Genomic DNA, 13,246 nt, shown 5'->3' on the forward strand with positions numbered 1-13,246 from the left:
CCGCGGGGCGGTCGGTCGCGGCGCGTTCGAGGCGGTAGGTGGCGTGGACGGGGTTGAAGACGCCGCAGCAGAGGATGAGCCCGAGTTCGACGCCCACCACCAGCAGCAGCCCGCCGGTGCCCGGTCCCGGGAAGGCCAGGCCGATGGGCCGGATCGCGCGCGGCGACCGACCGCGACCAGGACCTGCCGCTGCCCGAACCGGGCGACGAGCGGTCGGGCGAGCCGTGAACCGAGCAGTCCGCCGGTCGAGGGCGCGGCGAACGCCAGGCCGTACTGCCACGGCGGGAACCCGGGCCGGCCGAGCATCAGGACGGCCATCAGCGGCTGGGCGGCCGTCACCAGGCCGTTGAACAGGGCGGCGTTGAACAGCGCCGGCCGCAGCGTCGCGTCGGTGAGGATGTACCGCCGGCCGTCGAGCAGGTCCCCGGCGCGCAGGCGTGCGGCCTCCCGGCGCTCGGGGCGCGGTTCGGGCCCGCCGATCGCGCGGACGCCCGGCGCCGGCAGCAGGCGGCTGATCGCGAACGGTTGTGCCCCCTAGGGTCTACGGCATGGATCTCGACGCCGTCCGGACCTTCGTCGCCGCCGCAGACGCGGGACAGTTCCAGGAAGCCGCCGCCGAACTGGCGGTCACCCAGCAGGCCGTCTCCAAGCGCGTCGCCACGCTGGAGCGCAACCTCGGGGTGCGGCTGTTCACCCGCACCCCGCGCGGCGCCGAACTCACCATCGACGGGCAGGCGTTCCTGCCCCACGCGCGCGAACTGCTGCGGGTCGCCGAGCGCGCGGCGGCCTCCGTGCGCGCCGGCCGCCGTCCGCTGCGTGTCGACGTGATCTCCTCGCGCGGCGCGGCGGCCGGCCTGATGCGCGACTTCCACCGGGTGCATCCCGACATCGAGCTCGGCGTGGTGATGCTGTTCGAGATCGAGACGGCGCTGGCCACCATCCGGTCCGGCGCGATCGACGCGTCCTTCCGCGCCGTCGCCATGCCCGGCCGGTCGCTGCCCGAGGACATCGAGTCCGTGCGGGTGATCGACGAGCCGCTCCAGCTCCTGACCGGTCCGGCCCACGCGCTGGCGGGCGCCCGGTCGGTGACCCTCGCCCAGCTGATCGGACACCGGATCTGGATGCCCGGCGTCGTCCCCGGCACCGAGTGGGCCGCCTACTACGACGACCTGGTCGCCGAGTTCGGCCTCACCATCGAGGCGACCGGTCCCAACTTCGGCTCCGACGCGCTCCTGGACACCATCGCCGACACCCCGGCGCTGGCCACCTTCATGGGCGGGCGGACGCGCCTGGTGTGGCCCGTCGACCACGGGCTGCGCCGCATCCCGGTGACCGACCCGACGCCCGTCTACCCGCACTCGCTCGTGTGGCACCGCGACAACCCCCACCCGGCGCTGGCCACCCTGCGTGCCCACCTCGCCGCCACGGCGGCCGGCCAGGACGCGGCCGGGACCTGGACGCCGGGCTGGGTCCGTCCGCGCTGAACGCCGGGTCGTACCGCGGCCGGGCGCTGTCCCGGTGCGGCTTGCGGCGGGCCGGTCAGAACGTGCCGAACCCGGCCGTCTCCCGGGTCCAGGCCCGGGCCTGCTCGCTCAGCGTGAAGCCGAGTCCGGGACGGTCGGGGACGTACATCCGCCCGTCGCGGGTCTCCAGCCGCTCGTTGAACAGCGGTTCCAGCCAGTCGAAGTGCTCCACCCACGGTTCCCGCGGGTAGGCCGCGGCGAGGTGCAGGTGGATCTCCATGGCGAAGTGCGGGGCCAGTTGCAGGTGTTGGTGGTCGGCGAGGGTGGCGAGCTTGAGGAACTGCGTGATCCCGCCGACGCGCGGCGCGTCCGGCTGGATGATGTCGACCGCGTCGTGCTTGATCATCTCCCAGTGCTCGGCGACGCTGACGAGCATCTCCCCGCTGGCGATCGGCGTGTCCAGCGCCGCGGTCAGCGCCGCGTGCCCCCGCACGTCGTAGGCGTCCAGCGGCTCCTCGATCCACTCCAGCCGGAACTCCTCCATGGCCCGGCCCATCCGGCGCGCGGCGGGACGGTCCCACTGCTGGTTGGCGTCCACCATCAACGGCACGCCGGCGCCCAGGTGTTCACGGACGGCGGAGAGCCGGCGCAGGTCGACCGCGTGGTCCGGGTGACCGACCTTGATCTTGATGCCGCCGACTCCCCGGGCGAGGCTGGCGTCCGCGTTGTCCAGGACCTGTTCGACGGGGGTGTGCAGGAAACCGCCCGAGGTGTTGTAGCACCGCACCGAGTCGCGATGGGCTCCCAGCAGCTTGGCGAGCGGCAGCCCGGCCCGTTTGGCCTTCAGGTCCCACAGGGCGATGTCGATGGCCGCGATGGCCTGGGTGGACAGGCCGCTGCGCCCGACCGACGCGCTCGCCCACACCAGCTTCGTCCAGATCTTCGCGATGTCGCTGGGGTCCTCGCCGAGCAGTTCCGGCGCGACCTCGCAGGCGTGCGTGAACTGGGCGGGGCCGCCGGCCCGCTTGGAGTAGCTGAAGCCCAGGCCCTCGTGGCCCCGCGCGGTGCGGACCTCGGCGAACAGGAAGGCGACCTCGGTCATCGCACGCTGCCGCCCGGTGAGCACCTTGGCGTCGCTGACGGGCGTGGTCAACGGCAGGTGCACCGCGCGCAGTCGTACTCCCGTGACGCGGTCGGATGTCGCGTCGCCCTCGGGGGAGGCGAGTGAGGTCGGGGAGGTGGGGGAGGCGGGTGCGGTCACGGTGTCTCCTTCGATCACGGTCGCGAAGGCGGTCCAGGACGGTTCGCGACGGTCCTGGACCGCGTCCCCTCGCGTGCGGCACCGCCGGCGCCCCCCGGCCGGCCGGTGTGGGGGACGGGCGTCAGGAGGTGACCGGGTCCAGTTGCTCCGGTGCGGGACGCAGCAGCCAGAACTCTCCGCCGGGCGGCTGCGTGAGGTCGGGCAGCGCCTTGCCCGCGGTGTGGTCGCCGGCGTCAGCGGCCGCCTCGATGACGTCGGTGGCGGCCCACGCCTGGAAGTTGAGGTCCGGATAGCTCCACGACGCGGTGCCGGTCGCCGCCGGGACGAGGAAGTCGACGGCTTTGAAGATGCTGCCGCCCGCCGGCGTCCGGTAGTGCCACAGGTCGACGCCGACCTTCTGCCCGATCATGGCCAGCCGGGTCAGCGCGAGCAGGTTGAAGGTGGAGTAGTGGAAGGGCAGCGTGCGGCTGAGTTCCAGCGGCTGGCTGCCGTCGGCGGCGAGCTGGACGTCGAGCCGCTTCGTCTCGGCGGTCTCGGCGATGGACTTCGCGAGCCCGGGACGGCCGACCGCCAGCGCGAGCGCGGCCTCCTGCATGTCGAAGAACGAGCCGTGGTTGTTGGTGGCTGCCGCCTCGTCCGCGCCGTTGGAGCTGGTCATCAGCCAGTTCAGGAACTGGGTGTCCCAGCCGGTCATCGCGGTGTTGTCGGAGTGGCTCCAGCCCGGGGCGCCGGTGTTGAGCAGCGCGACCGCGTCGAGGATGTCGGTGAACTGCTGGGAGAAGTCGATGATGCCGATCCCGCGGCCGTCGAGCTGGCAGGGGATGCCCTGGGTGTAGGTGAGGTTGGGGTTCATCCGCGTCGCCGGGTCGATGAACCAGGTCTCCAGGTCGAGGGCGGCCCGCTTGCCGTAGGCCGGGTCGCCGGTGTAGTACCAGGCCAGCGTCAGGTCGTAGACGGCGTTGAACATCTCGCCGCGCTCGGAGTGGTCGGTGATCGTGTCGACCTCGGGGTTGCGCACCCCGTCCCGGTCGACGTACGGGCAGCCCTGCGGATTGCTCGCGGTCGCCGGCTGGGAGGGCCACCAGTAGGGCGCCTGGCTCAGGTAGTCGTGCTTGTCACCGCTGGGCGGAGTCTGCGGTTTGTCCATCACCGACCACGGCCCCTGGGTCAGGTAGCTGTCCGCCTGCGCCTTCAACGAGGAGACCGGGCCGCGGAGTTGGGGAGCCCCGGCCCGCACCATCAGGCGCGTGAGGGCCAGCCGCGGTCCGTCCAGCACGACGGTGCGGGGCACGCCCCCGGGGCCCGCGGCCGGTGACGCGGCGGCCGGTGACGTGGCGGCCGAGGCGGGCGAGGAGATCGCGAGGGCGGTGAACAGGCCGGCGACGGCGGCCACCGACATGAGTTTTCGGGCCAGACTTCCGCTGCGGGTGCGGCGCACGATGACGACTCCTTGGATGGTGCCGGCCGATGGGATCGGTGGCGAGCGCGGGTGAGGCGTAGGAGGAGCGGAGCGAGCGGCCCTGACGAAGCGTGACCTCATGGTGGGGCGCGTGAGCGAGCCGGAGCAATCGGCGGTACGTCAAGGAGAGGTAAAATTGTTCACTCCCTCGACTTCTGTTCACATCAGTGAACGGACGCGAGGGGTGATTCCCTGCCGAACATCCTAAAAGCTGCCGGGTTCCGATCCCGGATGGGGACGCGCGGTCTTGACCCGCGTTGCGGGCCGGCGCTTCAATTCCAGCACCACTCGCCCTCCGGAACGGTCTGGAACGGTCCTGCGAAGCGCGCACCGACCAGCCGGATACGCTCTGAGACGAGGCAACCCCGCATGGCAAAGGCGCCTACAGGCCCGCCGTCCAGCCTGCGCAGGATCAGTCCTGCCACCCTCTACTTCTTCGGTGCCCTCGGCGGCATCCTCTTCGGGTACGACCTGGGCGTGATCGCCGGCGTGCTCGTCGTGATCTCCAAGGTCTGGCAACTGACGGGCCTGGACAAGGGCGTTGTCACCGCCAGCCTGTCCGTCGGCGCCATGGTCGGGGCCGGCCTCGCCGGCCGGCTGACCGGCCTGATCGGCCGGCGGCGCACCATCATGGCGGCCGCGGGCGTGGTCATCCTCGGCACGGTGGCCTGCGCCCTGGCACCCGGCTTCGGGGCCCTGGTCGCCTTCCGCACGGTTCTCGGCGTGGGCATCGGCCTGTCCTCGGCGACGGTGCCGACGTACCTGTCCGAGCTGGCGCCCAGCCGGATCCGCGGTGCGATGGGCTCGCTCAACCAGATCTTCATCGTCAGCGGCATCCTGATCGCGTTCCTGGTCGACTACTGGCTCCAGCCGCACCAGGCGTGGCGCTGGATGCTCGCGGGCGCGCTGGTTCCCGCCGTGCTGCTGGTCGTCGGGCTCACCCGCCTGCCGGAGACGCCCCGTTGGCTGATCAACCTGGGCAAGGACGACGAGGCGCGCGCCGTGCTGGAGTGCACGCATCGCGGCGAGGACGTCGACGCCGAGATCTCGGCCATCCGCGAGGTCATCAGGATCGACAGCGAACGCGTCTACCGCATCCGCGACCTCGGCGCCCGCTGGGTGCGCCCGATGCTGTTCGTCGCGATCCTGCTCGCTGTCGGGCAGCAGTTCAGCGGTGTCAACGCGATCAACGCCTACTTCCCGACGATGCTGGTCTCGCTGGGCTTCACCGCCAGCACCGCCCTGCTGTCCGCCGTCGTGCTGGGCGTCACCAAGCTGGTCTTCACCGCCTGGGTGGTGTTCGTCGTCGACCGCTGGGGGCGCAAGCCACTGCTGCTCATCGGCAACGTCATCATGGTGGTCACGCTCGCCCTGACCGGCTGGGTCGTCATCAGCGTCCACGACCAGAACACCCTGGGCACGCTGGCGGTCGTGCTCCTCGTGCTGTACCTGGCCGGCTACGAACTCGGGTGGGGCGCGGTCGTGTGGGTGATGATGGCCGAGGTCTTCCCCCTCAAGGCGCGCGGTGCGGGCATGGGCGTCGGCGCGGTCGTGCTGTGGGCGGCGACCGGCATCGTCACCGCGGTGTTCCCGATCATGTCCGACGACAACCACCTGGGCCTCGGCAACACCATGTTCGTGTTCGCCGGCGTCAACGCGGTGCTGTTCGTCCTGACGCGCTGGCTGGTGCCGGAGACGAAGGGCCGCAGCCTGGAGCAGATCGAACTGGGCCTGCGCGACGGAAAGTGAGCCCGGACCGGGCGTATCCGCGACCGAGGCAACGACGGCCTCACGGCCCCCGCCGGGCGCACGCGTTCGCGACGGCCGCCGCCACGGCATGGCCGGCCGTGGCCTCTGCGGCGTCCACGGCAGCCTGCGACGCGAGGTGATCATCGGCTGAGCCCCGGCCGGGGACGCCGGCGGGGGCCGGCTGGTGTGCGGGCCCGCCACCCGCCCGTCTCCTCGCTGCGGCCACCCGCGCCCACGGGGTACCCGCCGTCCGGGCGACGCCGGCCGGCCCGCGCGGCGTGGCGGAGCCGGCGGCCCGTGGCACACCCCTGTACTGATCACGGCCGCCGGGCCCGCCGGGGGCTGCCGCGCGGGAGTGATCATGCACGAGATGTCCATCGCGCTGGCCGTGGTCGACCAGATCGGGGACGCCGCACGCAGCGGCGGCCACGAGGCGGTCGAGACGGTGGTGCTGCGCGTCGGGGAACTCGCCGGTGTCGTCCCGGACGCCCTGCGGTTCTGCTTCGAGCTGGCCTGCGAGGACACGGTGCTCGCCGGCGCCGTACTGCTGACCGAACCGGTACCGGGCCGGGCGCACTGCGCGCCGTGCGCCCGGGAGTGGGCGACCGGTCTGCCGCCGCACCTGTGCTGCCCCGCCTGCGAGGGACCGGCGGCCGGCCTGCTGTCCGGGCGGGAACTGGAGATCGCCGAGGTGCGGTGGGCGCCCGGCCGGCGTGCCGCCGCCCATGAGGAGGCCTGACGCCATGTGCCGTGCCACCGACCTTCGAACGGCGGTGCTCGCCAAGAACGACCGGAGCGCCCACCGCCTGCGGGCCGAACTCGCCGCCCGCGCGACCGTCCTGGTCAACCTGCTGTCCAGCCCCGGCAGCGGCAAGACCGCCCTGCTGGAGGCCGAACTCGCCCTGGCCCGGCGGCGCGGCATCCCGGTCGCCGCCCTCACCGCGGACCTCGCCACCGAGAACGACGCGACCCGGCTGGCCCGGGCCGGCGTACCGGTCAAGCAGGTGCTGACCGACGGCCTGTGCCACCTGGAGTCCGACATGCTCCGGGACCACCTCGACGGCTGGCTGCCCGCCGGCACCCGGCTGCTGTTCGTGGAGAACGTCGGAAACCTCGTGTGCCCGGCGTCGTACGACCTCGGCGAGTCGCTGCGGGTGGTGCTCGCCTCCGTCACCGAGGGCGAGGACAAACCGCTGAAGTACCCGACCGCCTTCGGGCTCGCGCAGCTCGTCGTCGTGACCAAGCAGGACATCGCGGCCGCCGTCGAGTTCGACCAGGAGGCCTTCCTCACCAACGTCCGGCAGGTCAACCCCGGCGTCGAGGTGGTCCACACCTCGGCCCGCCGCGGCGAGGGCGTCGGCCGGCTCCTCGACCGGGCGCTCGCGGTGAGCCACGGCGCGGCCGTCCACCAACCCGTGATGGCCACGGCCCTCGACGGGCACGGTCACCGTGACGGGCGCGGCCACGGAGACGGGCACGGCCATGATCACGGGCATGATCACGACCACGACCACGACCACGGTGACGAGGACAGCCACGGCGACGGGCATCCCCTCACCCACGAGCACGCGCACTGATCGCGGGAAGGCCGATGACCGCCGAGCCGACGCTCGCCCCTGCCGCCGCCGTGCGCCGCCGCGTCGTGGTGCGCGGCGTGGTGCAGGGGGTCGGATTCCGCCCGTTCGTCCACGCGCTGGCCCACCGGCTGAAGCTGTCCGGGTACGTGACGAACACCGGCGAGGGCGTGGTCGCCGAGGTCGAGGGCGCGCCGGCGGCCGTCACATCCTTCTGCGGGCTGATCGCGGCGCAGGCCCCGCCGCTGGCCGTGGTGCAGTCGGTGGACCACCGGCCCCTCGACGTGCGGGGCGTCAGCGGCTTCAGCATCGTGCCGTCCCGCGCGGACGGCCCCCGGCGCACCCTCGTCCCGCCGGACACCGCCACCTGCGCCGACTGCCTGGCCGAACTGCGCGACCCCGCCGACCGGCGCCACCGGCACCCCTTCATCACCTGCACCCACTGCGGACCGCGCTTCACCATCGTCACCGGACTGCCGTACGACCGCGCCAACACCACCATGGCCGGCTTCGCGATGTGCCCGCGCTGCGAACGGGAGTACACCGACCCCGCCGACCGGCGCTTCCACGCCCAGCCCGTCGCCTGCCACGACTGCGGCCCGAAGCTGCGACTGCTGCTGGCGCCGGCCCCGGACACCGCCGCCCCCGCGGACGTCACCGCCGCGCCGCGGCCGTACGCCGGGGGCGGCGCCGACCCGGTGGCCGCCGCACGCCTGCTGCTGGCGCGCGGTGCGATCATCGCCGTCAAGGGACTCGGCGGCTACCACCTGGCGTGCGACGCGGCGAACGCCGACAGCGTCCGGCGGCTGCGGCGGCGCAAGGCCCGCGGCGACAAGCCGTTCGCCCTCATGGCCGCCGACGTCGACGACATCGCACCGCTGGCGTACCTCGGCCCGGAAGAACGGCGGCTGCTCACCGGCCACCGCCGGCCCGTCGTGCTGCTGCGCCGCCGGCCCGCCACCGGCCCCGGGACACGGCGGGTGGCCGACGCCGTCGCCCCCGGCAGCCCGGACCTCGGCGTCATGCTGCCGTACACGCCGGTCCACCACCTGCTGCTGGGGCTGCCCGGTGATCCGCCCGGACCGCGGCTGCTGGTGATGACCAGCGGCAACCGCGGCGGTGAGCCCATCGTCACCGACGACGCGGCGGCCCTGGAACGGCTGGCCGGCCTCGCGGACGCCTGGCTCACCCACGACCGGCCCATCCACGTCCCGTGCGACGACACGGTGGTCCGCATCTGCGACGGCGAGGAACTGCCGGTGCGGCGCTCGCGCGGCTACGCACCCTTCCCGGTGCCGTTGCCCGTCGCGGTCACCCCGGTGCTGGCGGTCGGCGGCGACCTGAAGAACACCTTCTGCCTCGCCGAGGGCCGCCAGGCGTGGCCCTCGGCCCACGTCGGCGACATGGACGACCTGGCCACCCTCACCGCGTTCGGCCTGGCGGAACGGCAGCTGGAGAGCATCACCGGCGTGACGCCGCGCCTGCTGGCCGCCGACCGCCACCCCGGGTACCGCTCGTCGCGCTGGGCCGCGCGGCACGCCGCCGGGCGCCCGGTACGGCACGTGCAGCACCATCACGCGCACATCGCCGCGGTCATGGCGGAGAACGGTCTCGACGGCGGCCGCCCGGTCATCGGCGTGGCCTTCGACGGGACCGGTTACGGCGACGACGGGGCCGTGTGGGGCGGGGAGTTCCTGCTCGCCGACTACGACGGCTACCGGCGCGCCGCCCACCTGGCCTACGTACCGCTGCCCGGCGGTGACGCCGCGGTCGAGCGCCCGTACCGGATGGCCCTGTCCCACCTGCGGGCCGCCGGCCTGCCGTGGAGCGCGGACCTGCCGTGCGCCGCCGCCTGCCCGGAACCCGAACGCACCCTGCTGGCACGCCAGTTGGACACCGGACTGAACTGTGTGCCGACCTCCAGCATGGGCCGGCTCTTCGACGCGGTCGCCTCGCTCGCCGGGGTCCGCCAGCACGCCGGCTACGAGGCGCAGGCCGCGATCGAGCTGGAGGCCGCCGCGGCCGCCTTCCCCGGCGAACCGGACCACCCGTACGCCTTCGCCCCGCGTCCCGGAACCGCCGACCGCGCCGACGGCCCCCTGATCCTCGACCCCGCCCCCGTGCTCGCCGCGATCGTGGCCGACCTGCGGTGCGGGACGCCGGTGCCGCTGGTCGCGGCCCGGTTCCACGCGGCGGTGGCCGCCGAGGTCCGCCGCACCTGCCGGACGCTGCGGGACCGGTGGGACGTGCGGACCGCCGCCCTGACCGGCGGCGTCTTCGCCAACACCCTGCTGTCGACGGCCTGCGCGCGGGGCCTGCGCGAGGACGGCTTCACCGTGCTGCGCCACCGCCTGGTGCCCCCCAACGACGGCGGGCTCGCCCTGGGCCAGGCCGTCGTCGCGGCCCGCCGGCGGCCCGACCCCGCCGACGCCTGAAGGCGTCAACTCCGCACATCCGCACCGTAGTCCGTGCCTCAGCCCACCCCCCTTACGCCCGCCCCTTACGTCCACGCCCGAGACGAGGAGAACGACATGTGCCTGGCGGTGCCCGGCAAAGTCCTGGAGATCGAGGAACGCGACGGTACGCGGATGGCGACCGTCGACTTCGGCGGCGTCGTGAAGGAGGTCTGCCTGGAGTACCTGCCGGACCTGAAGGTCGGTGAGTACACCATCGTGCACGTCGGCTTCGCGTTGCAGCGGCTGGACGAGGAGTCCGCCCGGCAGACGCTCGCCCTGTTCGAGAGCCTCGGCCTGCTGGTGGAGGAGTTCGGCGACCCGTGGGAGGCCGCCGCCGGCGCGGCGCCCGAACGACCGGTGCCGGTACGGACCGCCGGGCAGCCGGGCGAACCGGTCGCCCCGCCGGGGCCCGAACCTGAACCCCAACCGGGGCCGGGGCCGCTGTCCGTGCCGGAGCCGGTGCTCGCGGCCGGGCAGCAGGCCGTGGGGGAGGAGGGGCGGTGAAGTACATCGAGGAGTTCCAGGACCCGCAGCTGGCCCGGCGCCTGCTGGACGAGATCCACGCCACCGTGACCCGGCCCTGGGCGCTGATGGAGGTGTGCGGCGGCCAGACCCACTCCATCATCCGGCACGGCATCGACCAACTCCTGCCCGAACAGCTTGAGTTGATCCACGGCCCCGGCTGCCCGGTGTGCGTGACCCCGCTGGAGATGATCGACAAGGCGCTGGAGATCGCCGCCCGGCCCGGCGTGATCTTCTGCTCGTTCGGCGACATGCTGCGGGTGCCCGGCACCGGCCGCGACCTGTTCCAGGTCCGGGCGGCCGGCGGCGACGTGCGGGTGGTCTACTCGCCGCTCGACGCGCTGCGCGTCGCCCAGGACAACCCGGGCTCCGAGGTCGTCTTCTTCGGCATCGGCTTCGAGACCACCGCGCCGCCCAACGCCATGACGGTCCACCAGGCGAGCCGCCTGGGCATCCGCAACTTCAGCCTCCTGGTCTCGCACGTCCGCGTACCGCCGGCCATCGAGGCCATCATGCGGTCGCCGGACTGCCGGGTGGACGCCTTCCTCGCCGCCGGCCACGTGTGCAGCGTCATGGGCGTGGGGGAGTACCCCGCGCTGGCCGACACCTTCCGGGTGCCCATCGTCGTCACCGGGTTCGAGCCGCTGGACATCCTCGAAGGCGTGCGCCGCGCGGTGCGGCAGCTGGAGAACGGCGAACACCGGGTGGAGAACGGCTACGCCCGCGCGGTCCGCGACGAGGGCAACGCCGCCGCCAAGGAGATGATCGCCGACATCTTCGAGGTCACCGACCGCGCCTGGCGCGGCATCGGCGTCATCCCCGGCAGCGGCTGGCGACTGGCCCCCCGCTACCGCGAGTTCGACGCGGAAGACCGCTTCGACGTCGGTGACATCACCACCTCGGAGCCCGCCGAGTGCCGCAGCGGCGAAGTCCTCCAGGGCCTGCTGAAACCGCACCAGTGCGAAGCGTTCGGCACCACCTGCACCCCGCGCAACCCGCTCGGCGCGACCATGGTCTCCAGCGAGGGAGCCTGCGCCGCCTACTACCTCTACCGCCGGCTCGGCGGCACGCGCGCGACCGCGACATCCCCCACCGTGGAGGCGACCCCCGTTGGCTGACACCACCGACCTGACCCGCCGGCCGGCCGTGACCCCCGCGCGGCACCGGCCGCCGGACTTCTCCGGCTGGACCTGCCCGGTCCCGCTGCGCGACCACCCGCACGTCGTCATGGGCCACGGCGGCGGGGGCGCGCTGTCCGCCGAACTCGTCGAGCACGTCTTCGCCCCGGCCTTCGGCGGGCCGGTGCTGTCGGCGCTCGGCGACTCCGCCACGGTCCGGCTGGGCGGCGCCCGGCTGGCCTTCTCCACCGACTCCTTCGTGGTGCGCCCGCTGTTCTTCCCCGGCGGCTGCATCGGCGACCTCGCGGTCAACGGCACGGTCAACGACCTGGCCATGAGCGGTGCCCGGGCCGCCTACCTGTCGTGCGGGTTCATCCTGGAGGAGGGCGTCGAGGTCGCCGCCGTCGCCCGGATCGCCGAGGCCCTCGGCGCCGCCGCCCGCACAGCCGGCGTCGAGGTGGCCACCGGGGACACCAAGGTGGTCGAGGCCGGCCACGGCGACGGCGTCTACATCAACACCTCCGGGATCGGCCTGATCCCCGACGGCGTCGACATCCGACCGCAACGGGCCGTCCCCGGCGACGTCGTCATCGTCAGCGGCCCCGTCGGCGAGCACGGCGTGGCCATCATGAGCGTCCGCGAGGGCCTGGAGTTCGGCGCCGCCGTCGAGAGCGACTGCGCCGCCCTCGGCGGACTCGTCGATGCCATGCTCGCGGCCACCCGCGACCTGCACGTCCTGCGCGACCCGACCCGCGGCGGCCTGGCCGCGGCCCTCAACGAGATCGCCGCCGCCGCGTCGGTCGGCGTCGTCGTCCAGGAACGCGCCGTCCCGGTCCCGCCGGCCGTGGCCAACGCCTGCGCCATCCTCGGGCTCGACCCCTGGTACGTGGCCAACGAGGGCAAACTCGTCGCCTTCGTCCCCCGCGAACACGCCGACGCCGTCCTCGCCGCGATGCGCGCCCACCCGCTCGGCGCCGGCGCCGCGGTCATCGGCGAATGCGTCGAGGCCCACCCCGGCATGGTCGTCGCCCGCACCGCCCTGGGCGGCACCCGGATCGTCGACCTGCCCCTGGGCGAGCAACTGCCGCGCATCTGCTGACGGTTCGCAGGACCGGCCGGCCCCTTGAACGGTCGAGGGGCCGGGCCGGCAGCGGGTTGTCGATCGCCGACCGCTTGCGGAGGGCGGGTCGGTGACGGGGGTCGGGTCAGCGGGTACGGCGGCTCGGTAACGGGGGGCGGGGCAGGGCCGTGCGCCGGAATCGGTAACGGACGTCAAGTCAGGGCCGCACGTCGGGTCGGCAATGGACGTCGGGTCAGGGCCGTACGCCGGGCCGGTAACGGACGTCAGGTCAGGGCCGCGCGCCGGGGGCGGCAGCGGATGCCGGCCAGGACCGTACGTCGGATCAGTACCGCATGCCGGGCGGTCAGTACCGCACGTCGGTCCGGCAGTGAACGTCGGGTCAGTACCGTGCGTCGCTCCGCGGCAGCGGCGGATGCGCGCTGGACGTCTCGCCGTCCACGCTGGTGCCCGCGAACTGGAGCACCGCCCGCAGCGCGCCGTGCACCGGTGCCGGGTAGTCCAGGGCCGGACCCGAGAGCTCGTCGAACCGCCGCAGGTGTTCGGGGCCGAGGTCCACCGCCGGG

At 73.6% G+C, this 13,246-nt stretch carries 10 protein-coding genes and 2 pseudogenes; 8 read left to right on the plus strand and 4 right to left on the minus strand.

Annotated elements, in window-relative coordinates:
• Nucleotide 1: 1 nt before the first annotated feature.
• Nucleotides 2-519, minus strand: a pseudogene (locus tag POF43_RS05985) (MFS transporter); the annotation flags it as partial.
• A gap of 29 nt (nucleotides 520-548) precedes the next feature.
• Here POF43_RS05985 and POF43_RS05990 point away from each other — a divergent pair.
• Complete coding sequence (locus POF43_RS05990) at nucleotides 549-1,484, plus strand: LysR family transcriptional regulator (RefSeq protein WP_271324683.1); 936 nt, start codon at nucleotides 549-551, stop codon at nucleotides 1,482-1,484.
• Nucleotides 1,485-1,539: 55 nt separating this feature from the next.
• Here the strand turns inward: POF43_RS05990 and POF43_RS05995 are convergent, their stop codons facing one another.
• Entirely contained in the window at nucleotides 1,540-2,724 is a 1,185-nt protein-coding gene (locus POF43_RS05995) for an L-talarate/galactarate dehydratase (RefSeq protein ID WP_282704442.1), read from the minus strand.
• A gap of 121 nt (nucleotides 2,725-2,845) precedes the next feature.
• Nucleotides 2,846-4,123 carry an alginate lyase family protein gene (locus tag POF43_RS06000; protein WP_303659190.1) on the minus strand — a complete coding sequence of 426 codons (1,278 nt, stop codon included), beginning with the start codon at nucleotides 4,121-4,123 and terminating at the stop codon, nucleotides 2,846-2,848.
• Nucleotides 4,124-4,552: 429 nt separating this feature from the next.
• Between POF43_RS06000 and POF43_RS06005 the strand changes: the two genes are divergently transcribed.
• The 7 genes and pseudogenes from POF43_RS06005 (at nucleotide 4,553) to hypE (ending at nucleotide 12,701) form a co-directional block, all read left to right on the plus strand.
• The gene (locus tag POF43_RS06005; protein WP_271312582.1) at nucleotides 4,553-5,932 is read left to right on the plus strand and encodes a sugar porter family MFS transporter; all 1,380 of its coding nucleotides are present in this window, start codon (nucleotides 4,553-4,555) and stop codon (nucleotides 5,930-5,932) included.
• Nucleotides 5,933-6,293: 361 nt separating this feature from the next.
• The gene (locus tag POF43_RS06010; RefSeq protein ID WP_271323931.1) at nucleotides 6,294-6,671 is read left to right on the plus strand and encodes a hydrogenase maturation nickel metallochaperone HypA/HybF; all 378 of its coding nucleotides are present in this window, start codon (nucleotides 6,294-6,296) and stop codon (nucleotides 6,669-6,671) included.
• 4 nt (nucleotides 6,672-6,675) lie between these two features.
• The gene (gene hypB / locus POF43_RS06015) at nucleotides 6,676-7,509 is read left to right on the plus strand and encodes a hydrogenase nickel incorporation protein HypB (RefSeq protein ID WP_271323930.1); all 834 of its coding nucleotides are present in this window, start codon (nucleotides 6,676-6,678) and stop codon (nucleotides 7,507-7,509) included.
• 14 nt (nucleotides 7,510-7,523) lie between these two features.
• Nucleotides 7,524-9,941, plus strand: a complete 2,418-nt coding sequence (gene hypF, locus POF43_RS06020; RefSeq protein ID WP_271323929.1) for a carbamoyltransferase HypF — start codon at nucleotides 7,524-7,526, stop codon at nucleotides 9,939-9,941.
• 96 nt (nucleotides 9,942-10,037) lie between these two features.
• Nucleotides 10,038-10,307 (plus strand): annotated as a pseudogene (locus POF43_RS35380) (HypC/HybG/HupF family hydrogenase formation chaperone); the annotation flags it as partial.
• A gap of 155 nt (nucleotides 10,308-10,462) precedes the next feature.
• A complete protein-coding gene (gene hypD / locus POF43_RS06030; RefSeq protein WP_271323927.1) occupies nucleotides 10,463-11,602 on the plus strand; it encodes a hydrogenase formation protein HypD in 1,140 nt (379 codons plus the stop codon).
• Nucleotides 11,595-12,701, plus strand: a complete 1,107-nt coding sequence (hypE, locus tag POF43_RS06035; RefSeq protein ID WP_372515859.1) for a hydrogenase expression/formation protein HypE — start codon at nucleotides 11,595-11,597, stop codon at nucleotides 12,699-12,701. The genes hypD and hypE overlap by 8 nt, the downstream gene beginning before the upstream one ends.
• A gap of 361 nt (nucleotides 12,702-13,062) precedes the next feature.
• On the opposite strand, the gene POF43_RS06040 is transcribed toward hypE, so the two are convergent.
• Nucleotides 13,063-13,239, minus strand: a complete 177-nt coding sequence (locus POF43_RS06040) for a hypothetical protein (RefSeq protein ID WP_271322570.1) — start codon at nucleotides 13,237-13,239, stop codon at nucleotides 13,063-13,065.
• Nucleotides 13,240-13,246: the final 7 nt, after the last annotated feature.

The organism is Streptantibioticus silvisoli (assembly GCF_027947535.2).
GTDB classification, from domain to species: Bacteria; Actinomycetota; Actinomycetes; order Streptomycetales; family Streptomycetaceae; genus Streptantibioticus_C; species Streptantibioticus_C silvisoli.